Here is a 19,490-nt window from a genome sequence, read left to right as displayed (position 1 = left end):
CCTGATTATGTCCCCGTCCCTAGATTGCGCAAGCAAAACCAAGGGACGGACGGAATGGGCGAGATCTGGGGGGTGTTGGCGGCGGTGGCATCGAGCGCGCTCGGCGGCACCTCGATCGGGGCGACGCGGTTTCTGGTCGGCGCCATCGACCCGCTGGCGATCGGCGCGTTCCGCTTCGGTATCGGCGTCCTGCTGCTGCTGCCGCTGGCACTGCTGCAACGCCGGAACTGGCCGACGCGGCACGATTGGCTCGGCGTTGCCGGCCTCGGCCTGCTGTTCTTTGCGGGGTTTCCGGTCCTGTTCAATGCCTCATTGATCTTCACCACCGCCGCGCGCGGCGCGCTCGCGCTGTCGACGCTGCCGCTTCTGACCATGCTGGTCGGCGCGGCGCTCGGCGCCGAAGCGCTCACCGCGCGCAAGACCGCAGGCGTCCTGGTCACCATCCTCGGCGTCTCGATGGCGCTGCTCTCCGGCCTCGCCACGGCGCCGCTTGGTGCCTGGCGCGGCGACCTCTTGATGATCGCAGCCGCGCTGTGCATGGCGCTCTACAGCATCTGGTCAAAACCCTATATCCGCCGCGCCGGCCCGATCCCCTTCACCACGCTCGCGATGGCCGCCGGGGCGGTGGTGCTCATTGTCGCCTCGCTGCTGCGCGGCAGTTTTGCGCCGGTTGCCGATTTCGGCGCGCCGCAATGGTCCGGCGCGATCTATCTCGGCGCCTTCGGCGCTGCGCTCACCTTCTATCTCTGGGCCTTCGCGCTGGAGCGGACGACGCCGACCCGGGTGGCGATCTCGGTCACCGTCAATCCGATCGCGGCATCGCTGGTTGGCGCAGCGCTGCTCGGCGAGCCGCTGAGCTGGAATCTTTTGGCCGGCATCGTCACCGTGTTCGCCGGCATCTGGATCGCGACCACCCAGCCGCCTCTGGCGCACGCGGTCGCCCCCGACATGCGCTGACCTGCGGCAACGCTCGCCAGCAAGGCCTTCAGCGAATCCGTGCTAGCCTGAGGTCCGGTCCCAGCGAACCCGAGGCGGCACGCCATTGAACATCTCCCTCTATGACATCTCCGTCTGGGTATTGCCGGTCGTCATTGCGATCACGTTTCACGAAGCCGCGCACGGCTTCGTCGCTCATCGGCTCGGCGACGACACCGCCTGGCAGCTCGGCCGCGTCAGCTTCAACCCGCTGAAGCACATCGATCCGTTCGGCACGCTGATCCTGCCTGCAGTGCTGCTGTTCGCGCATTCGCCGTTCCTGTTCGGCTACGCCAAGCCGGTGCCGGTGAACTTCCGCAAGCTCAATCATCCCAAGCTCGATATGGTGTGGGTGGCGCTGGCCGGCCCGGCCACCAACATCATCCTGGCGATCGCCGCGGCGCTGGCATTCCACGCGCTGCCATTGGTGCCGGCCGATGCCGCAAAATGGACCGCGGACAATCTGAAAAACGCCTTCCTGATCAATATCGTGCTCGCGATCTTCAACATGATGCCGATCCCGCCGCTGGACGGCGGCCGGGTCGCGGTCGGGCTGTTGCCAAGGCCGCTGGCGATCCCGCTCGCCCGGCTGGAGCCCTACGGCATGCTGATCCTGATCGGGCTGTTGATCCTGCTGCCGGTGATTGGCCAGCAAGTCGGCCTAAATCTTGATGTTATTTCAACGATACTGCGAACTCTGACCGGCTATGTAATCAACGCCCTTCTCCTCATTACCGGAAACACATAGCCTTGATCTGCGCACGACCCGACCGAAAACCGGTAGCCATTTTTCCGGGTCGCGCGTTGAGGACAGGAACGCTTCGAGGCCATGGTGATCAAAGCTGCCGATATGCTGATTGCACGACGCGCCGACACCCGAGCGCGGGCCGACTTTGCGACCTGGAAGATGATGGCCAAGCTGAACGGCGCCTCCGCCTTGCCGCCTGAGGCGCAGAATTTCCTGGCCATTTACAACAAGCTGCTGGGACAGATGAGCGAAGCCGACGCCGGCGAGGCGACCATCCAGGAGATGTACCGCACCTACTATGTCGAGATGGGCGGCGCCGGCAAAGCGCCGGAGGTTCCGGCGCGCGCGCGCGAGCCGGTCGCCGACAATGGCAACGTCACGACGTTCCGCCGCCTGCCCCCCAAGAAGACGAGCACCTCCGACCCGAACGCCAAGCGTTCGATGCCGGTGGCACTGATCTTCGCCTGCCTCGTCGTGGTCTACGTCGCGATCCGGTACTACTGGAAATAGCGCCGTCCGCGCTTCACCCTATCCGCGTCTGATGATCGAACTCCGCGCACCGCGGCATCCCGTCGCGCGTCACCGGCTGCGCAATCGCCGCGGCGCGGAATATAGCGCACGATCAAACGCGCCGGCGCTCTAGGCGATGCACCCGATGCCGGGCATAATCCGGAACTCAAAAGCAAAATCATACTGGAGGGAAGATGAAGCGTTCCATTGCAGCCTCGGTCACGACGGCCTTGGTCATGGCCACGAGTCTTGCGTTCTGCGGCGGTGCGTCGGCGCAGACGATGGACAAGGTCGCCAAGGTCGGCGCGCTCGGCGATCAGTCCGGCCTCTATCAGGATATCGGCGGTCCCGGCTCGACGGTGGCGGCGCAGATGGCGATCGAGGATTCCGGGCTGCTGGCGAAGGGCTGGAAGATTGATCTGATCTCGGCCGATCACCAGAACAAGCCCGATGTCGCAGTCAACATCGGCAAGCAATGGATCGATGTCGAGAAGGTCGACGTGTTCGTCGACCTCGCGGCCTCCAATGTCGGACTCGCGATCGCCAACCTCTCGAAGGAGAAGAACGTCGTCAACCTGAACTCGGGCTCCGCCTCGTCCGACCTCACGGGCGCTCAGTGTTCGCCGAACACGGTGCACTGGGTCTATGACACCTACATGCTCGCCAACGGCACCGGCAAGGCGCTGGTCAAATCCGGCGGCGACACCTGGTTCTTCCTCACCGCGGACTATGCGTTCGGCCAGGCGCTCGAGCGCGACACCTCGGCGGTGGTCACCGCGAATGGCGGCAAGGTGCTCGGCAGCGTCAAGCATCCGCTCAACAACGCGGACTTCTCCTCCTTCCTGCTGCAAGCACAAAGCTCGAAGGCCAAGATCGTCGGGCTCGCTAACGCCGGCGGCGACACCACCAACGCGATCAAGCAGGCCGCGGAATTCGGCATCGTCTCGGGCGGCCAGCGGCTTGCCGGCATGCTGCTGTTCATCACCGACATCAACGCGCTCGGCCTCAACGTCGCGCAGGGGTTGAACTTCACCGAGACGTTCTACTGGGACATGAACGACCAGACCCGCGCCTTCTCCAAGCGCTTCATGGAGCGCTTCAAGAAGAACCCACCGACCATGGTGCAGGCCGGCGTCTATTCCTCGCTGATCCACTATTTCAAGGCGCTGGAAGCGCTCGGCGGCAATCCGCATGACGGTCGCGCCGTGGTCGCCAAGATGAAGGAGATGCCGACCGACGATCCCCTGTTCGGCAAGGGCTCGATCCGCGTCGACGGCCGCAAGATCCACCCCGCCTATCTGTTCGAGGTGAAGAAGCCGTCGGACTCGAAATATCCGTGGGACTATTACAAGCTGGTCGCCACCATCCCCGCGGACGAGGCCTTCCTCCCGCTCGAGAAGAGCGTCTGCCCGCTGGTGAAGAAGAGCTGAGGCAACGTCGTTCCGGGCCGCGTGAAACGGCGAACCAGGAATCGACCAGCGGCACATTCAATGGAGAAATGGATTCCGGGTTCGCGACTTGTCGCGCCCCGCAATGACGCCGGGTCTGATCGCAGCCAGCCGCGGCGCGCTACTTCTTCGGCTTGTTGTAATTGACGTCGAGGCTGAACGAGAACTGATCGTCGGTCAGGTCGGCCGGCGGCGCCGGGACCGGATCGGACCGGTGGACCATCGAGATCGCCGCGTCGTCAAAGGCGGCATCTCCGGACGATTCCAGCACGGCAACCGACAGCACCTTGCCCAGACGATTCAGCACCAGGGCGACCTTCACCTTGGCCTCCTTGGCCTTGCCCTTCTCTGGGAATTTCTTGTGCAGGTCGAGATAGGCGCTGATCTTCTTGCCCCACTTGGCGGTCAGCAGCAGCTTGTCCTTGCCGATGCCTGGGTTGGGTGCCTTGGTGGTTTCCGACTGACGCGCGTCCTCCAATTTGGTCGGCGCGGCCGCCTCCGAGGCCTGCTGCGCTTCCTGCGCGTTGGCCTCGACCTTGGCGACCTTGGCCTCCTCCTCCTTCTGCTTCTTGGCAGTGTCTTCCGTCACGATGCGATCGGGGTCGTCGGACTCCACCGGCTTTTCCTGAGGCAGGTCGGTGTCCTTCACCTCGGCCTTCTGCTGCGCCATTTCCTGCACAGCCTGCTGCTCGTCAGCCAGCGGTCCAGGCGGTAGGGCCTCTTCAGTCGCATCCGCGGAAGCCAGCTCGACGGCGTACTCCGCGCCGGCAGCGCCGAGCCCCTCGTCGCCGTCGTCGCCGCGCAAATTGGTCAGTGCCAGCGCGGCACCGCCCAGATGCAGCCCGACTGCCGTCACGGCGGCGATCACCCAGAGCCGCTTCGAGGTCCGCAGATCGAGATCGGGGTTGGTGGACATCGCGTTCGCCGTCAGGGTTTGGCAGGATCGGCCTGCGCCGCCGCGGGCGCTCCCGGAACGCCCTCGAGCGCGACCAGCTTCACGTGCGTGTAGCCGCCGGCGCGCAGCAGCTCCATCACGCCCATCAGCTCGCCATAGGGTACCATCCGATCGGCCCGCAGGAACACGTATTTGTCCCGGGTCATGTCGGGCACAGCATCCAGCGAATTGACCAGGTCGACGCGCTTCACCGCGTTCTCCCCGATCGCCAGCGTCAGATCCGGCTTGATGCTGAGATAGGTCGGCTTGTCCGGCTTCTTCTGCGGCGTCGCGCTGGAGGTCGGCAGATCGATCGGCAAATCGACGGTCGAGAGCGGTGCCGCCACCATGAAGATGATCAGCAGCACCAGCATGACATCGATGAACGGCGTGACGTTGATCTCGTGGGATTCCGCGAAATCGTCGTCGCCATCGTTCTCGGAGATCGAGACTGCCATCGCCTACTCCGCCGCTGCGGCGCGCGCATGCGCGTTGCGCGGAACGTCGCCATGGGTGCGATCGAGATCGCGCGACAGCAGCCGTCCGGCGGCGCCCGAGGCTCGGTTGACGAGCTCGAGATAGACCTTCGTGACGCGCGAGAAGTGGTTGTAGATGATCACGGCCGGGATCGCCGCGACGAGGCCGATCGCGGTCGCGAGCAGCGCTTCCGCAATGCCCGGCGCCACCACGGCAAGGTTGGTCGTCTGCGACTTCGAAATGCCGATGAAGCTGTTCATGATGCCCCAGACGGTGCCGAACAGGCCGACGAAGGGCGACGTCGCGCCGATGGTCGCGAGCAGGCCCATGCCGATGCGGATCTTGCGGGCTTCGGCGCGCACGATCTCGGCGAAGCTCGACGCCGCGCGCTCCTTGATGCCGCTGTCGCTCGAGATGCCCGCCGACAGGCGCCCCTCCCGCATCGCAGCAGCGATGAACGACGACAGCACGCTACCCTTGGCACCGAGCGCGAACTGCGCTTCGGCCAGCGAGCGCGATTCAGCGATCTTGGCCAGCGCGCCACGCAGCTTGCGCTGCGCCACCGTCAGCTCGACCATCTTGGCGATGAACACCGTCCACGTGACGAGCGACGCGAATGCCAGACCGAGCATCACCGCCTTCACAATGATGTCGGCGTTCAAGAACATGTTCCACGGCGACAATTCGTGCAGGCCGGTCGAGGTCGACTTCAGCGACTTGCTGTCGCCGCTCGCGGGCGCAGCCAGGGACGCCTCGTTCGCCGTCGGTGCCGGAGCCGCCGCGGCAGGGGCCGGCGCGGCCTGAGCCTGCGGCGCCGCTTGTGCCGGCTGGGCGGCCACCGGCGCGGCCTGGGCAGCCGCCGCAGGCTGGGCCGCCGCCGGCTGGGCGGGTGCGGCCTGAGGCCGGGTCACGGGTGCGGGCTGCGCTACAGGCGCCGTTTGCTGCTGCGCCGAAGACGGCGCGGCCAGCATCAGCATCGCCAGCGAGGCGATCATGGCGGATGCAGCGGGGAACTTGAATGTCATCATCAGTTACACTTCAGCCCAGTGACGGATCAGGTTGTGATAAATCCCGGTCAATTTGACCGTTTCGGGGTCATCGCGCCCCAGCCGCTCCACCAGAGCCTGGATCGCGGTATCGAGATCAAAGATCAGGCTGCGCCCGTGTGCATCCCGTATCATGCTCTGCAGCCAGAAAAAAGACGCTACCCGGGTCCCCCGCGTGACCGGCGTGACCAGATGCAAGCTGGAAGCAGGATAAACTACGAGATCGCCCGCCGGCAGCTTGATTTCATGGGATCCGTAGAGGTCTTCGATGACGAGCTCGCCGCCATCGTAGTCCTCCGGCTCCGATAAAAACAGCGTGACCGAGAGGTCGGTGCGGATCCTCATGCCCGTCAGCCTGTCGCCGCGCACCGCATTGTCGACGTGCAGGCCGAAATGGTGCCCGTCACTGGCGGCATAGCGGTTGAACAAGGGTGGAAAGATTCTAAGCGGGATCGCCGCCGAGATGAAGCGCGGGCTCGCCGACAGCGCCGACAGGATGCGGTTGCCGAGCTGCCGCGCGACCTCGCTGTCGGGCGGCAGCTGCTCGTTGCGCTTGACCATCGCGGACGCGGCGCCGGCGGTCGAGCGGCCGTCCTCCCATTCGGCTTGCGCCATGATGCGGCGGAAGTCCGCCACATCAGCCTTGCTCAATACGTTGGGAACACAGACCAGCATCTCGTGCCGCGAAGCCTCCGTCAGTAACGCGCAGAAACAACCAGATACGCGGCGCGTCCCGGCGCTTCGAGCACGAACGGCGCCGCGCTCTGGTACAGCGCATCGTAGTAGCGCTTGTCGAAGATGTTGTTGACGAACAGCTTCATGGTCCAGTGCTTGTCGATCTTAGCTTCGGCAAAGGCGTCGAAGCGCCAATAGCTCGGGATCGAGGTGCCCTGGTTGGCCGCGAGCAGCGTGCCGCCATAGACCTTCGAGCGATACACCGCCTGCCCGCCTAGCTCCCACATGTCGGTGAGCTGGTACTTGGTCAGCATGCTGAACGACTGGTGCGCGACGTTGGCGAGCGGCAGTCCGACATTGCTGGAGTACAGGATGGTGTTGGCCGGCGGCGCCAGCGACCTCGTCACTGCCGACTGCATCAGCACGAGACCGCCGAACACGCTCCATTTGTCGGTGATCTTGCCGCCGACGCCGAGATCGATGCCGCGGATGCGGTAGGCCGCGCCCGCGGTGATGCAGGAGATATTGCCGGTCGTCCCGGTCGGATAGGAGCAACCGAGCGCTGCCGCCGCGGTGGCGTTGTTCACGTTCTGCGATTCGCGCGCATTTTCCTTCTCGGTCTGGAACAGCGCCGCCGTCACCAGCAGATGACGATCGAACAATTCCCACTTGGTGCCGACTTCGATCGCCTTGTTCTTTTCCGGCCCGAAGATCTGGGTATTGCCGCCGTTCAGCACCGGAGACAGGCCGCCATACGCCGTGCTGGTGCCGTCGAATTCGGCGCCGACCGGGTTGGATGAGGTCGCATAGGCCGCATAGACGCTGCCGTTCGGCAACGGCTTCAAGGTGAGGCCGAGGTTGAAGTTCGGCATCCCGAAGTCGGCCGACTGACTGCCGAATGTGGTCCTGCCGCCCGAAGTCAGATAGCCTGACGTGTTGATCTTGTAGTCGTCGTAGCGGATGCCGCCATTGAGGATCACGAAGTCATTGTAGTTCGCGGTATCCATGATGTAGCCGCTGGTGGTGTCGATCCCGATCTTGGTCGGCAGCCCGGACAGCCCCGACGGAATCGGGAACGGAATGTTGGTGTATTGCGGATTGAACACGCTGACGCCGGAGAGCGATCCGCTTCCCGTGAATGCCGATGTGCCGGTCGTTATTTCCGAGCTCAGGCCGAGATATCTGTCGATCGACGACCGCTCGTTGTCGTATTCGACGCCGGCCGTCGTCGTGTGCTTGAAGCCGAGGCCGTCGACCGACTTGTAGGTCGCCTCGGTCTGGTTGGCGAACACGTCGGTGACCTGGTAGCGGCTTTGCGGATTGGCGCTCAACGTATACGCCGTGAACGGAGCGCCGGCGGCAAGCGTCGGCGCTTCCGGCAGCGTGCCGATGTAGTTCTGGGTCGAACGCGATTCCCGGATCTTGTTGCTGACCACGAGGTCCGGCGTGATCTGCACCTCGGCATTGATCGTGCCGATGTCCTGCCCGGTCCTGAAGAAGTCGCGGTTGACGAAGCCGTAGAAATTGTTGCGGTTGACGCCGAAATCCGGGAACGGACCGCCGGCCGTGCTCGCGGTGCTCGGCCGATAGTACGGCACGCCGAAATCCGGGAGTCCGGTCAGTTCGGTGTGGATGTAGTTGCCGGTGATCTTCACCGCATCGACCGGCTTCCATGTTCCGGCGACGAACGCGCCGTTGCGGTCGTCGGTGACGTAGCTGCGGCCGGCGACGCCGGCATCCTGGAACAGGCCGCCGGCGCGGATCGCCAGTGTCGGGCTGATCACCTGGTTGACGTCGAGCGTCACGCGCTTGGTGCGATCGGTGCCGAACGTGGTGTCCATGTTGTAGAAGCTGTTCTGCGTCGTCGCCTGCTTGGTGACGATGTTGATCGCGCCGCCGGTGGTGCCGCGGCCGGCAAAGGACGAGCCCGGGCCGCGCAGGATCTCGACCTGCTCGGTGAAGAAGTTCTCGCGGACGCTGACGCCGGAGTCGCGCACGCCGTCGATGAAGATGTCGTTGCGCGCATCGAAACCGCGGATGAAGAAGCGGTCGCCGAAGGCATTGCCGCCCTCGCCCGTGCCGAGCGTGACGCCGGCGGTCGACAGGATCGCCGACTTCAGCGATGTGGCGTTCTTGTCTTCGAGCACGTCCTTGGTCAGCACCGTGACCGATTTCGGCGTGTTCAGGATCGGCTCGGGATATTTCCCGGACGACTGCAAACGGTCGCCCTTGTACGGCGCGGCCGGATCCGCGTACGGATCGCGGTCGGCGGGAAGACCGCCGGCGTTGGGAAACGGCACCGGCGCTTGCTGTGCCTGCTGGTTGTTACGGCGCGCGGCGCGGCGCAGCGCGTTGCGGGCGCGGACCTGGTCCGCAGTGGGCCTTGACGTCACGGGCCGCGGGCGAGCGACCGGGGCATCGACATTCACCGGCGGCAGGTTGGATTGCTGCGCTTCAGCCCCCGAAAACGACGCCACCGCGATCAGGCTCGCGACTGCGGAGACCTTCGTGACGGAATAACCGGTGTCATCAGCCGAACCGATCGCTGCATCAAAGCGCAGCGATCTCGGCGCCTTCACATTGCTCATGTCTTGCTCGCCCCAGAAAAATCAGCTCGTTCGCGAAATGAAGCTGCGACGAACTGTCTCCATCGGTTATCGAGCGTGACCTTTTTTATCAATGCGACGAGCGCAACAGTCGGCTTGAATCGCCCCAATTCAAAGCGATTCTAATCTACGGTTTGAAATCGTTCTAAACTGTAGTTTTTAAGTGTTCTAATAATCGTTCTAAATCGATGCCGCCCGTCATTGGCTGCCGCGTGCGGGCGCTGTCCATGCGACCACGCGATTACTCGGCGCTTGGCGGCTTCATCAGCGAAAACAGCTCGTCGATCGTCCGCTGCGCGACCTGCCGCACGCGGTCGCTGTTCTCGAGGCCGGCGATGTTGACGCCGTTGACGACCGCTTTGATCTCGTCGCGGAAGTCGGTGAGAAAGCGCAGCGGGTCGCGCTGCTCGTTGGCGACGCGCGCGATCAATCCGGTAACCAGGATCTGGCATGCCATCATGCGCCCGTTCAACTCATCCATCGCAGCCCTCGTCCTCTCGCATCGTCGCTGCGCGATATGGACGACATCCCGCGACGATTCAACCGGCTCGCGCACGCTGCAACGGGTGAATGGATGGAGCGAAGGAATCTGCGCACGATGAGATGCGCTATTTCGCAGCGATGCGCTCCGCCTCCTCGCCGAGCGCCTTGATGCGATCCTTGACCTCGCGCAGCGTGGCGAGGCCGCTTTCGACATGCTTGTCCGAGACGTCGCGCAGCACATCGCCGGCGATCGCGTCGCGCAGGCTGTCGAGATCGTCGACGAGGCGGCGCCCGCTCCTGGTCAGGAACAGGCGATTGGCACGGCGATCCCTGGGATCGGGACGGCGTTCGAGCAGGCCATGCTCGACGAGGCGGTCGAGCAGCCGCACCAGCGAGATCGGCTGCAATTCGAGGACGTCGGCGAGATCGACCTGGGACAGTCCCTCCTGCTCGCGCAGGCGGAACAGCACGATCCATTGCGCACGCGTGGTGCCTCGCGCCTTGGCGCGATGATCGATATAATTGCGCAGCAGCCGGGAACTCTCGACGAGCTGCGCGATAAACTGGCGTTTGAGATCGAGCGACATAGGGGTCCTCGGTGCGTTTCCCAGGCGAATTGTTTCTGCTCGTTTCTGACCTAAACCTTTCCAAATGTTTAGGATTCTCAAGCCTTGGTGTGTTTACACATTAAGTGCACGCATATTATATCCGCAAGCTCTGTGAACCGTTTCGATCAGCCTTTATTGTTACGTCGAACCCAAGAGTCCGCATGTCAAAGTCACGCACCATCGGTTGGGTTTTAGTGATCGCTGCGGTCGGCGCCGCCGGTTATTTCGGCTGGCAGAAACACACTAGCAACCAGCAGGCGATCGAAGCCGCGCAGAAGCGATCCGCCCAACGCCCGGCCGTTCCGGTCAAGATCTCGCCGGTCGAGAAAGCCGACTTCCCTGTCTATCTCACCGGCCTCGGCACCGTGCAGGCGTTCAACACGGTCCAGGTCCGCACCCGGGTCGACGGTCAGATCACCAGGATCGCTTTCAAGGAAGGCCAGTTCGTCAAGGCCGGTGACACGCTGGTCGAGATCGATCCGCGGCCCTATCAGGCGACGCTCGACCAGGCCAAGGCCAAGAAGGCCCAGGACGAAGCCAATCTCGCCAACGCCAATCTCGACCTGCAGCGCACCACCAGGCTCGGCGAGTTCGCGACACGCCAGCAGCTCGACACCCAGCGCTCCACGGTGGCGCAGCTGACCGCCCAGATCTCGGCTGACGAGGCCGCCATCTTCAACGCCCAGACCCAGGTGGACTACACGACCGTCAAATCCCCGATAGACGGGATTGTCGGCCTGCGACTGGTCGATATCGGCAACATCGTCAATGCCTCGGCCCAGACCGGCATTGTCACGATCACCCAGATCGAGCCGATCACGGTGATCTTCACCGCGCCGGAAGACCAGCTGCCGGACATCAAGGCGGCGCTGGCCGTGGCGCCGCCCAAGACCATTGCCCTGACCACCGACGGCAAGCGGGTGCTATCCACGGGAACCCTGGCGCTGATCAACAATCAGGTCGACACGTCAAGCGGGACTGTCCGGCTGAAGGCGGTGTTTGATAACAAGGACCACGCGCTGTGGCCGGGCCAGTCGGTCTCGACCCGCCTTCTGGTCAGGACCTTGAAGGATGCCACCGTCGTCCCGGATGACGCGGTGCAGCATGGCACCGATGGCCTCTACGCGTATTCAGTCAATCAGGAGAACAAGGCCGAGCTTCGCAAGATCAAGGTCAGCCAGTCGATCGACGGCAAGTCGGTGATCGACGAGGGCCTGTCGCCCGGACAGCAGGTGATCACCGCGGGGCAGTACAAGGTCTCGCCGGGAACCCCGGTGACAACGGCAGTGGCGAGCTCGGATCCGTCCCAGTCGAAGGTTGCGCAGGAATGAGCGTCGGCGCCGGAATTTCCGCACCATTCATTCGTTTCCCCATCGGCACCTCGCTGCTGATGGCGGGCATCCTGTTCGTCGGTCTCGTCGCCTATCCCCTGCTGCCGGTCGCGCCGCTGCCGCAGGTCGACTTCCCCACCATCCAGATCACTGCGACCCTGCCCGGCGCCAGCCCGGAAACGATGGCGACATCGGTCGCCCAGCCGCTGGAACGCCAGTTCGCGCAGATCCCCGGCATCGCGCAGATGACCTCGACCAGCTATCTCGGCACGGCGGCGGTCACCATCCAGTTCGACCTCAACCGCAGCATCGACGGCGCCGCCAACGACGTGCAGGCCGCCATCAACGCGGCCAGCGGCCAGTTGCCGAAAACCCTTCCCTCGCCGCCGACCTACCGCAAGGTCAACCCGGCGGACTCGCCGATCATGCTGCTGTCGGCGACATCGGACACGCTGCCGCTGACGACGGTCAGCGATGCCGTCGACGCCCAGCTGGCGCAGCAGATCAGCCAGATCTCGGGCGTTGCGCAGGTCATCATCGGCGGCCAGCAGAAGCCGTCGGTTCGCGTCCAGATCGACCCCGCCAAGCTCGTCGCCAAGGGCCTGTCGCTGGAGGACGTCCGCGCTGCGATCAACATCGCCACCGTCGACAGTCCGAAGGGCAACATCGACGGCGCCACCCGCGCCTATACCATCTACGCCAACGACCAGCTGCTCACGGCGAGCCCGTGGAACGACGTCATCATCGCCTACCGCAACGGCGGGCCGCTGCGGATCCGTGATATCGGCCAGGCCGTCACCGGGCCCGAGGACGCCAAGCAGGCCGCCTGGGCCAACGGCAAGCGCGGCGTATTCCTGGTCATCTTCAAGCAGCCCGGCGCCAACGTCATCGACACCGTCGACAAGATCAAGGCGGCGCTGCCCCGACTGGTCGCCGCGATCCCGCCGGCGATCAAGATCGACGTGATCAGCGACCGCACCACCACGATCCGCGCGGCGGTCGAGGACGTCCAGTTCACCCTGCTGCTGACCATCTTCCTGGTCGTGATGGTGATCTTCGTCTTCCTGCGCAGTTTCTGGGCGACCGTGATCCCGACGGTCACGGTGCCATTGGCGCTGCTCGGCGCCTGCGCGCTGATGTGGGTGTTCGGCTACACGCTCGACAATCTGTCGCTGATGGCGCTGACGATCGCGGTCGGCTTCGTGGTCGACGACGCCATCGTGATGCTGGAGAACATCAGCCGCTACATCGAAGAGGGCGAGAAGCCGATGGCTGCCGCCTTCAAGGGCTCGCAGGAAATCGGCTTCACCATCGTTTCGATCAGCATCTCACTGGTCGCGGTGCTGATCCCGCTGCTCCTGATGGGCGGCATCATCGGCCGCCTGTTCCGCGAATTCGCGGTCGTGCTCGCGATGACCATCTTCGTCTCGATGTTCGTGTCGCTGACGCTGACCCCGATGATGGCCTCGCGCTTCCTGCGCGCCCACAATGACGAGAAGCACGGTCGGTTCTACCAGCTCAGCGAGCGCGGCTTCGACGCCATGCTGCGCGGCTATCAGAGCGTGCTCGACCTCGCATTGCGCTGGAAGTTCACGACGCTGATGATCTTCTTCGGGACGCTGGCGCTGTCAGTCTACCTGTTCGTCGTCATCCCGAAGGGCTTCTTCCCGCAGCAGGACGTCGGCCTGATCACCGCGACCTCGGAAGCCAACCAGGACATCTCCTTCGCCGACATGAAGCGGAAGCAGGAGGAACTCGGCAAGATCGTGCAGCAGGATCCCGCGGTGGCGACGGTGGCGATGGCGATCGGCGGCAGCGGCCGCGCCGGCAACAACGGCGCGATGTACATCACGCTGAAGCCGCTGAAGGATCGCGACGCCAACGCGCAGCAGGTCATCGCCCGGCTGCGGCCGAAGCTGGAGAAGGTCGAGGGTGCCCGGCTGTTCATGCAGGCGGCGCAGGACGTCCGCCTCGGCGGCCGCCCGACCCGCACCCAGTTCGAATTCACGCTGCAGGATGCCAACCTCGCCGAATTGAACGAATGGGCGCCGAAGATTCTCGGCAAGATGCAAACGCTGCCGCAGCTGCGCGACGTCGCCACCGACCAGCAGACCAACGGCACCACGCTCGAATTGAAGATCAACCGCGACACCGCCTCGCGCTATGGCATCCAGCCGCAGCTGATCGACGACACGCTCTATGACGCGTTCGGCCAGCGCCAGGTGACGCAGTACTTCACCCAGCTCAACAGCTACCACGTCATCCTCGAGGTGTTGCCGGAGCTCCAGGGCGCGATCGACACGCTGAACAAGATCTACATCAAGTCGCCGCTGACCGGCGAACAGGTGCCGATCTCGACCTTCGCGACCTGGACCAGCGTGCCGGTACGGCCGCTCTCGATCAGCCATCAGGGCCAGTTCCCGGCGATCACCATCTCGTTCAACTTGGCGCAGGGTGTTGCGCTCGGCCAGGCGACGGAAGCGGTGCAGAAGGCGATGGTCGACCTCGGCGCGCCGCCGACACTGAGCTCGAGCTTCCAAGGCACCGCGCAGGCGTTCCAGCAATCGTTGTCGACCGTGCCGCTGTTGATCCTCGCGGCGCTCGTGGTCGTCTACCTGATCCTCGGCATTCTCTACGAGAGCTACATCCACCCGATCACGATTCTGTCGACGCTGCCGTCGGCCGGCGTCGGCGCGCTCGCGATCCTGATGGCGGCCGGCTTCGACTTCTCGCTGATCGCGCTGATCGGCATCATCCTTTTGATCGGCATCGTGAAGAAGAACGGCATCATGATGGTCGACTTCGCGATCGCGGCCGAGCGCGACCAGCACATGGAGCCTGTCGCGGCGATCCGCCAAGCCGCCCTGCTCCGCTTCCGCCCGATCATGATGACGACGATGGCCGCCTTGCTCGGCGGCGTGCCGCTGATGTTAGGGACCGGCACCGGTTCGGAAATCCGCCAGCCGCTCGGCTACGCCATGGTCGGCGGCCTGATCGTCAGCCAGGCGCTGACGCTGTTCACGACGCCGGTCGTCTACCTCTATCTCGACAGGCTCTCGAATGCGTTTGCGACCTGGGGCCGCTCGCCGCGCACCGACCACGATGCTGACGACGACGAGCATGGATCGGTCAAGGAGGCCGCCGAGTGACTTGACTTTGCTGGCATCCCGGCACATCCGAAAGATGTTCATTTCGGAGCCGGTACCGTGAAGATTGTCGCCAAGTCGCTCTTCGTCCTGCTGACCGCGTTCGGCATGGCCCACTCTGGCCACGCCCAGACGGCCAAGAGCAAGAACGCGCCCGCTCCGGCAGCTGCGCCCGCGGCTCCTCAGGGTGATACAGCAGCCCCCAACAATTCCGGCTGGATTGCGCGCTGCACCAGTGCGAGCCGCGACGCTTCGCTCGAATGCGCGATGGAACAGACCGCGGTGCTCACCAAGACCGGCCAGCTCATCGTGCTGGTCAATATCCGCGTTCCCGGCGACACCCGCACGCCGGTGGCGCTGATCCAGCTTCCACTCGGATTGAACCTGCCGGTCGGCGCCAAGCTGCAGGTCGACGACGGCAAGGCCGTCGACGTGCCGATCCAGACGTGCGAGGCACGCGGCTGCTACATCAATACGCCGATCGCCGCCGATGTCCTGACCCAGCTGAAATCGGGCAAGCAGCTCAAAGTGTCGTTCCAGAATCTCGGCAAGGAAACCATCTCTATCCCGATGCCGCTTGCCGACTTCGCGACGGTCTACGACAAGATCAAATAGCGCCGCGCAGCGTAGCCGTCCGCTATCGCTCCCGCTTGTAGAGGAACGCGTTGTCCGGCTGCGGCATGCCGATGGTCTTGTAGAACCCGATCGAGTCAGGCGCCGACAACAGCAGGCACATCGATTCAGGTCCGGCGAGGCGCCGCGTTTCCGCGATCAGACGCTTGCCGATGCCATGTCCCTGGTATCCGCGATCGACCGCAAGGTCCGACAAATAGCAGCAATAGGCGAAATCGGTCAGCGCGCGCGACACGCCGACCAGCTTGCCCGCCTTCCGCGCCGTCACGATCAGATTCGCATTGGCGATCATGCGCTCCATCCGGTCGGTATCCGCCAGCGGTCGCCGCTCGCCGAGGCCCGACTGCCGCAGCACCTCGATGAACTCATCGACGCCGATCGACGCTTCGCGGGCATAGAGAATTTCGTCCATCAGCCTAAACCTCTGTTGCAACGAGCCGGACCACACGCGCGAGACCATGGTGGATTACGCCGGACCAATCCACCCTGCCGTGATGGCACACATACGACTGGTCCTCCGTCGGCAGCTGCAGCCGGCTATCTCGTCGGGATTTGAGAGGATGATCACGCCACCGAGGCGGATTGGCTGGGGAACCTGGATTCGAACCAAGACAAACAGAGTCAGAGTCTGTTGTGCTACCGTTACACCATTCCCCAAGAATCGTCCGTGGTATCAATAGCTTAGCTGGATGACTGGACATCTCGGTGCAGCGGGTTCGCCTGCCAAATCAGCGCCCGCGCGAGAGCGACCTTCTACCCGCTTGGTCCCACGCTTGGCAAGCATTGTTGGCGGAGCGGGCGCGAAAATCGCAAGTCGGGACGCCACCGACCCGACCGGTGCGAGCCACACGAGTCACATTCCGGCGAGCAATTCCAGCAGCAGTTCGGGTCAGGCCGCCAACACGGCTCCAACACCAAATCCGGCGGTGCCGAACCCAATCGCGCCGATCCAGCCGTGGCACCCAAATCCCAGCACGCCGATCACGGTTGCCATTCCAACCACCGAAACCGTCCAGGTTACCTGAACCACGACAACGAGCGTCTTGATCATTGGTCTCACGCACAATCGCTTGTTGGAGTAACCGCCCTAACAACGGCACCCGCGGCGCCTTCGCGCGGACGTCGCGACCGTTCTCTCTGGTTGGTGCGGCTCACCGGCGGGCCGTTCACACACCTCCCTCGAAGTTGATCGCCCACAGACCGCCGAACATCAGCGCCAAGCGTGGGGACGCAGGCCTTAGCGCGGGACATCGGCGCAAGGCATGTCATCTGACGTGTCATGCTTACGCATGCACCGCCCGTTCGTGGAAAAGGTCGAGCCGCGTCTCGTGAACGCCTTGCCGGCCCGACCTCAGTACAGCCCGCCCGTCCCTGACCGCATCACGGCCCGATCGGCGTCCGGCGAAATGCCCTGCTGGGTGCCGTCGATCACGTCGGTGCCGGCGACCATCCCGGGATCATTGAACGGCGGCGCCTGGCCCGGCTTGAAGGCCTCGAGCACCACGCCCCGGTTCTGGCCGGGCACAGCGCGCTGGCCAGTCTTGGCATCGACCAGGACCAGCCGGATGCCGACCGGCTGCTTGAACGGGGTGGCGGGCTTGTCGGCCAGCGCGAGCTTCAGGAAGTCGCGCGCGATCGGCGCCGCGGTATGGCCGGCCTGCGCGTTGCGGCCGAGCGAGCGCGGCTTGTCGTAGCCGACATAGAGACCGACCACGAGGTCCGGCGAAAAGCCGACGAACCAGAGATCCTTGGCCTCGTTCGAGGTGCCGGTCTTGCCGGCGAGCGGCTTGCCGACGTCCTTCAGCGCGGTGCCGGTACCGGCCTGAATCACGCCCTCCATCAGCGAGGTGATCTGGTAGGCGGACATCGCGTCAAGCACCCGCTCGCGGCGGTCGACGAGCTGCGGCTCCGGCTGGTTCTTCCAGCCCTCCGGTGCGTCGCAGCCGCGGCATTCGCGCTGATCGTGCTTGAAGATGGTGTGGCCGTAGCGGTCCTGGATGCGGTCGATCAAGGTCGGCTTCACGCGGACGCCGCCATTGGCGATCATCGAATAGGCCGTGGCCATCCGCATCACCGTGGTTTCGCCGGCGCCGAGCGCGTAGGCGAGATAGTTCGGCAACTCGTCATAGACGCCGAAGCGCTTTGCATATTCGCCGATCAGCGGCATGCCGATTTCCTGCGCCAGCCGCACGGTCACCGTGTTGAGCGAGAGCCGCAGCGCGTTGCGCAGCGTCACCTGGCCCTGATACTTGCCGGTGGAGAAGTTTTCGGGCCGCCAGATGTTGCCCTGCCCCTGGTCGATCTCGATCGGCGCGTCGATCATCATGGTCGATCCGGTGTAGCCGTTGTCGAGCGCCGACGAATAGACGATCGGCTTGAAGGTCGAGCCGGGCTGCCGATAGGCCTGCGTCGCGCGGTTGAACTGGCTCTGGTCGAACGAGAAGCCGCCGACCATCGCCAGCACGCGGCCGGTGTGCGGATCCATCGCCACCATCGCACCCGACAGCTCAGGGATCTGTCGCAGCCGGTACTGGCCTTCGACGCGCTGGCCGTCCTTGCTGAAGAGCGGGTCGGCGTAGATCACGTCGCCTGGCTGCAGCACCTGCGCCACCGATGTCGGCGTCTTGCCCTTGCTCTTGGCCCAGCGCGCGCCGTCCATCGTGATGATGCCGGTCTCGCGCTGCTTGCTGATGGCGCCGCCGAGCTCGCGGCCCGGCTGGAAGCCGATCCGTGCCGACTGGTCGTTGCTCTCCAGCACCACCGCCATTCGCCACGGCGAGATGTCGGACAGCGATTTGATCTCGGCGAGCGGCACGCCCCAGTCACTGGTCAGGTCGAGCCTTTGGATCGCACCGCGATAGCCCTGCTGCTCGTCATAGTTCACGAGCCCAGCCACCATGGCCTTGCGCGCCATCACCTGGACCTTGGGGTCGAGCGTGGTGCGCACCGACAGGCCGCCCTCATAGAGCTTCTTCTCGCCATAGCGCTCGAAGATGTCGCGGCGGACTTCTTCCGAGAAATATTCGCCGGCGAAGGTGTGCGCGCCATTGCTGCGGTTGGTGACGGTCAGCGGCTCCTTGCGCGCCTTGTCGGCGTCGGCCGCGGTGATCCAGCCGTTCTCCTGCAGGCGGTCGATCACGTAGTTGCGGCGCTCGACGGCGCGCGCGCGGTTGCGCACCGGATGCAGGCTGGCCGGCATTTTCGGCAGCGCCGCCAGATAGGCCGCTTCCGCGACCGTCAGCTCATTGACGGACTTGTCGAAATACACCAGCGAGGCCGCCGCGATGCCGTAGGCGCCAAGGCCGAGATAGATTTCGTTGAGATAGAGCTCGAGGATCTTGTCCTTGGAGTAAGCCCGCTCGATTCGCATCGCCAGCAAGGCTTCCTTGATCTTGCGGGTGAACGACACCTCGTTGGTCAAAAGGAAGTTCTTGGCGACCTGCTGGGTGATCGTCGAGGCGCCCTGCGGCCGCCGGTTGGAACCGAAGTTCTGGATGTAGGCGACACCGGCGCGCGCCATGCCGGTGTAGTCGACGCCGCCATGCTCGTAGAAATTCTTGTCCTCGGCGGCGAGGAACGCGTTGATCACGAGCTTCGGCACCGCCTGGATCGGCAGATAAAGCCTGCGCTCCTTGGCGTATTCGCCGAGCAGCGAGCCGTCGGCCGCGTGCACGCGGGTCATCACCGGCGGCTCGTAGTTCTGGAGCTGCGAATACTCGGGCAGGTCCTTGGAGAAATGCCAGAACAGCCCTGCGACCGCGGCCAGACCAGCCAGGAACAGGATGGTGCCTGCGGTGAACAGGAACCCGAAGAACCGCAACAGAAATTTCATCGACCAGATTTCCGTGGCGAATACGTCGCTCGTTCTGA

The 19,490-nt window shown here is 64.3% G+C and carries 17 protein-coding genes and 1 tRNA gene; 7 read left to right on the top strand and 11 right to left on the bottom strand.

Translation table 11 applies throughout. The features are described 5' to 3' along the window. The first annotated feature begins 54 nt into the window (after positions 1-54). The 4 genes from ACVMB1_RS09270 to ACVMB1_RS09255 all read left to right on the top strand — a co-directional run bounded on the left by ACVMB1_RS09270 (position 55) and on the right by ACVMB1_RS09255 (position 3,663). Positions 55-957, top strand: coding sequence for a DMT family transporter (locus ACVMB1_RS09270; RefSeq protein WP_076826523.1), 903 nt, complete (start codon positions 55-57; stop codon positions 955-957). 85 nt (positions 958-1,042) lie between these two features. Beyond that, positions 1,043-1,723 (top strand): site-2 protease family protein, encoded by a 681-nt coding sequence (locus tag ACVMB1_RS09265; RefSeq protein WP_038384092.1) that lies wholly within the window; start codon positions 1,043-1,045, stop codon positions 1,721-1,723. A gap of 102 nt (positions 1,724-1,825) precedes the next feature. Then, the gene (locus ACVMB1_RS09260) at positions 1,826-2,233 is read left to right on the top strand and encodes a hypothetical protein (RefSeq protein WP_057020029.1); all 408 of its coding nucleotides are present in this window, start codon (positions 1,826-1,828) and stop codon (positions 2,231-2,233) included. 236 nt (positions 2,234-2,469) lie between these two features. Beyond that, positions 2,470-3,663, top strand: coding sequence for an ABC transporter substrate-binding protein (locus ACVMB1_RS09255; protein ID WP_371852120.1), 1,194 nt, complete (start codon positions 2,470-2,472; stop codon positions 3,661-3,663). Positions 3,664-3,802: 139 nt separating this feature from the next. Here ACVMB1_RS09255 and ACVMB1_RS09250 read toward each other — a convergent pair whose 3' ends face one another. From ACVMB1_RS09250 to ACVMB1_RS09220, 7 genes are all read right to left on the bottom strand, one after another. Further along, entirely contained in the window at positions 3,803-4,597 is a 795-nt protein-coding gene (locus ACVMB1_RS09250; RefSeq protein WP_076826520.1) for a TonB family protein, read from the bottom strand. Between the two features lie 11 nt (positions 4,598-4,608). Further along, complete coding sequence (gene exbD / locus ACVMB1_RS09245; RefSeq protein WP_076826519.1) at positions 4,609-5,073, bottom strand: TonB system transport protein ExbD; 465 nt, start codon at positions 5,071-5,073, stop codon at positions 4,609-4,611. Positions 5,074-5,076: 3 nt separating this feature from the next. Beyond that, a complete protein-coding gene (gene exbB, locus ACVMB1_RS09240) occupies positions 5,077-6,120 on the bottom strand; it encodes a tonB-system energizer ExbB (protein ID WP_143270793.1) in 1,044 nt (347 codons plus the stop codon). Positions 6,121-6,123: 3 nt separating this feature from the next. After that, on the bottom strand, positions 6,124-6,813 hold the full coding sequence (locus tag ACVMB1_RS09235; RefSeq protein WP_076826517.1) for a Fe2+-dependent dioxygenase: 690 nt from the start codon (positions 6,811-6,813) through the stop codon (positions 6,124-6,126). A gap of 20 nt (positions 6,814-6,833) precedes the next feature. Then, complete coding sequence (locus tag ACVMB1_RS09230; protein ID WP_316394955.1) at positions 6,834-9,401, bottom strand: TonB-dependent receptor; 2,568 nt, start codon at positions 9,399-9,401, stop codon at positions 6,834-6,836. Positions 9,402-9,660: 259 nt separating this feature from the next. Beyond that, positions 9,661-9,900: a hypothetical protein gene (locus ACVMB1_RS09225; protein WP_028344615.1), complete on the bottom strand. Its 240-nt coding sequence runs from the start codon at positions 9,898-9,900 to the stop codon at positions 9,661-9,663. Between the two features lie 127 nt (positions 9,901-10,027). Beyond that, positions 10,028-10,489 (bottom strand): MarR family winged helix-turn-helix transcriptional regulator, encoded by a 462-nt coding sequence (locus tag ACVMB1_RS09220; protein ID WP_016841339.1) that lies wholly within the window; start codon positions 10,487-10,489, stop codon positions 10,028-10,030. Positions 10,490-10,671: 182 nt separating this feature from the next. Between ACVMB1_RS09220 and ACVMB1_RS09215 the strand changes: the two genes are divergently transcribed. From ACVMB1_RS09215 to ACVMB1_RS09205, 3 genes are all read left to right on the top strand, one after another. After that, positions 10,672-11,841 carry an efflux RND transporter periplasmic adaptor subunit gene (locus ACVMB1_RS09215; RefSeq protein WP_076826513.1) on the top strand — a complete coding sequence of 390 codons (1,170 nt, stop codon included), beginning with the start codon at positions 10,672-10,674 and terminating at the stop codon, positions 11,839-11,841. Beyond that, entirely contained in the window at positions 11,838-14,990 is a 3,153-nt protein-coding gene (locus ACVMB1_RS09210; RefSeq protein WP_076826511.1) for an efflux RND transporter permease subunit, read from the top strand. The genes ACVMB1_RS09215 and ACVMB1_RS09210 overlap by 4 nt, the downstream gene beginning before the upstream one ends. A gap of 105 nt (positions 14,991-15,095) precedes the next feature. After that, the gene (locus ACVMB1_RS09205) at positions 15,096-15,602 is read left to right on the top strand and encodes an invasion associated locus B family protein (RefSeq protein ID WP_076826741.1); all 507 of its coding nucleotides are present in this window, start codon (positions 15,096-15,098) and stop codon (positions 15,600-15,602) included. Between the two features lie 22 nt (positions 15,603-15,624). Here the strand turns inward: ACVMB1_RS09205 and ACVMB1_RS09200 are convergent, their stop codons facing one another. The 4 genes from ACVMB1_RS09200 to ACVMB1_RS09185 form a co-directional block, all read right to left on the bottom strand. Continuing rightward, positions 15,625-16,032 (bottom strand): GNAT family N-acetyltransferase, encoded by a 408-nt coding sequence (locus tag ACVMB1_RS09200; protein WP_018271115.1) that lies wholly within the window; start codon positions 16,030-16,032, stop codon positions 15,625-15,627. 171 nt (positions 16,033-16,203) lie between these two features. Continuing rightward, positions 16,204-16,277 (bottom strand) — tRNA-Gln (locus ACVMB1_RS09195). Positions 16,278-16,509: 232 nt separating this feature from the next. Further along, complete coding sequence (locus ACVMB1_RS09190) at positions 16,510-16,671, bottom strand: hypothetical protein (protein WP_158074173.1); 162 nt, start codon at positions 16,669-16,671, stop codon at positions 16,510-16,512. Between the two features lie 300 nt (positions 16,672-16,971). Continuing rightward, positions 16,972-19,452 carry a penicillin-binding protein 1A gene (locus ACVMB1_RS09185; protein ID WP_076826508.1) on the bottom strand — a complete coding sequence of 827 codons (2,481 nt, stop codon included), beginning with the start codon at positions 19,450-19,452 and terminating at the stop codon, positions 16,972-16,974. Between the last annotated feature and the right edge of the window lie 38 nt (positions 19,453-19,490).

The sequence above is a fragment of the Bradyrhizobium sp. USDA 4504 genome (assembly GCF_054063995.1).
The sequence above is the reverse complement of the archived record's forward strand: the minus strand, read 5'-3'. Positions and strand labels throughout refer to the sequence as shown.

Bases quoted from the DNA above. Each gene is read 5' to 3' on its own strand.
- ACVMB1_RS09220 (WP_016841339.1), bottom strand. From the start codon at position 10,489: ATGTCGCTCGATCTCAAACGCCAGTTTATCGCGCAGCTCGTCGAGAGT.
- ACVMB1_RS09200 (WP_018271115.1), bottom strand. From the start codon at position 16,032: ATGGACGAAATTCTCTATGCCCGCGAAGCGTCGATCGGCGTCGATGAG.
- ACVMB1_RS09250 (WP_076826520.1), bottom strand. From the start codon at position 4,597: ATGTCCACCAACCCCGATCTCGATCTGCGGACCTCGAAGCGGCTCTGG.
- ACVMB1_RS09185 (WP_076826508.1), bottom strand. From the start codon at position 19,452: ATGAAATTTCTGTTGCGGTTCTTCGGGTTCCTGTTCACCGCAGGCACC.
- ACVMB1_RS09230 (WP_316394955.1), bottom strand. From the start codon at position 9,401: ATGAGCAATGTGAAGGCGCCGAGATCGCTGCGCTTTGATGCAGCGATC.
- ACVMB1_RS09215 (WP_076826513.1), top strand. From the start codon at position 10,672: ATGTCAAAGTCACGCACCATCGGTTGGGTTTTAGTGATCGCTGCGGTC.
- ACVMB1_RS09210 (WP_076826511.1), top strand. From the start codon at position 11,838: ATGAGCGTCGGCGCCGGAATTTCCGCACCATTCATTCGTTTCCCCATC.
- exbD (WP_076826519.1), bottom strand. From the start codon at position 5,073: ATGGCAGTCTCGATCTCCGAGAACGATGGCGACGACGATTTCGCGGAA.
- ACVMB1_RS09235 (WP_076826517.1), bottom strand. From the start codon at position 6,813: ATGCTGGTCTGTGTTCCCAACGTATTGAGCAAGGCTGATGTGGCGGAC.
- ACVMB1_RS09205 (WP_076826741.1), top strand. From the start codon at position 15,096: ATGGCCCACTCTGGCCACGCCCAGACGGCCAAGAGCAAGAACGCGCCC.
- ACVMB1_RS09260 (WP_057020029.1), top strand. From the start codon at position 1,826: ATGCTGATTGCACGACGCGCCGACACCCGAGCGCGGGCCGACTTTGCG.
- ACVMB1_RS09190 (WP_158074173.1), bottom strand. From the start codon at position 16,671: ATGATCAAGACGCTCGTTGTCGTGGTTCAGGTAACCTGGACGGTTTCG.
- ACVMB1_RS09255 (WP_371852120.1), top strand. From the start codon at position 2,470: ATGGCCACGAGTCTTGCGTTCTGCGGCGGTGCGTCGGCGCAGACGATG.
- ACVMB1_RS09270 (WP_076826523.1), top strand. From the start codon at position 55: ATGGGCGAGATCTGGGGGGTGTTGGCGGCGGTGGCATCGAGCGCGCTC.
- ACVMB1_RS09225 (WP_028344615.1), bottom strand. From the start codon at position 9,900: ATGGATGAGTTGAACGGGCGCATGATGGCATGCCAGATCCTGGTTACC.
- exbB (WP_143270793.1), bottom strand. From the start codon at position 6,120: ATGATGACATTCAAGTTCCCCGCTGCATCCGCCATGATCGCCTCGCTG.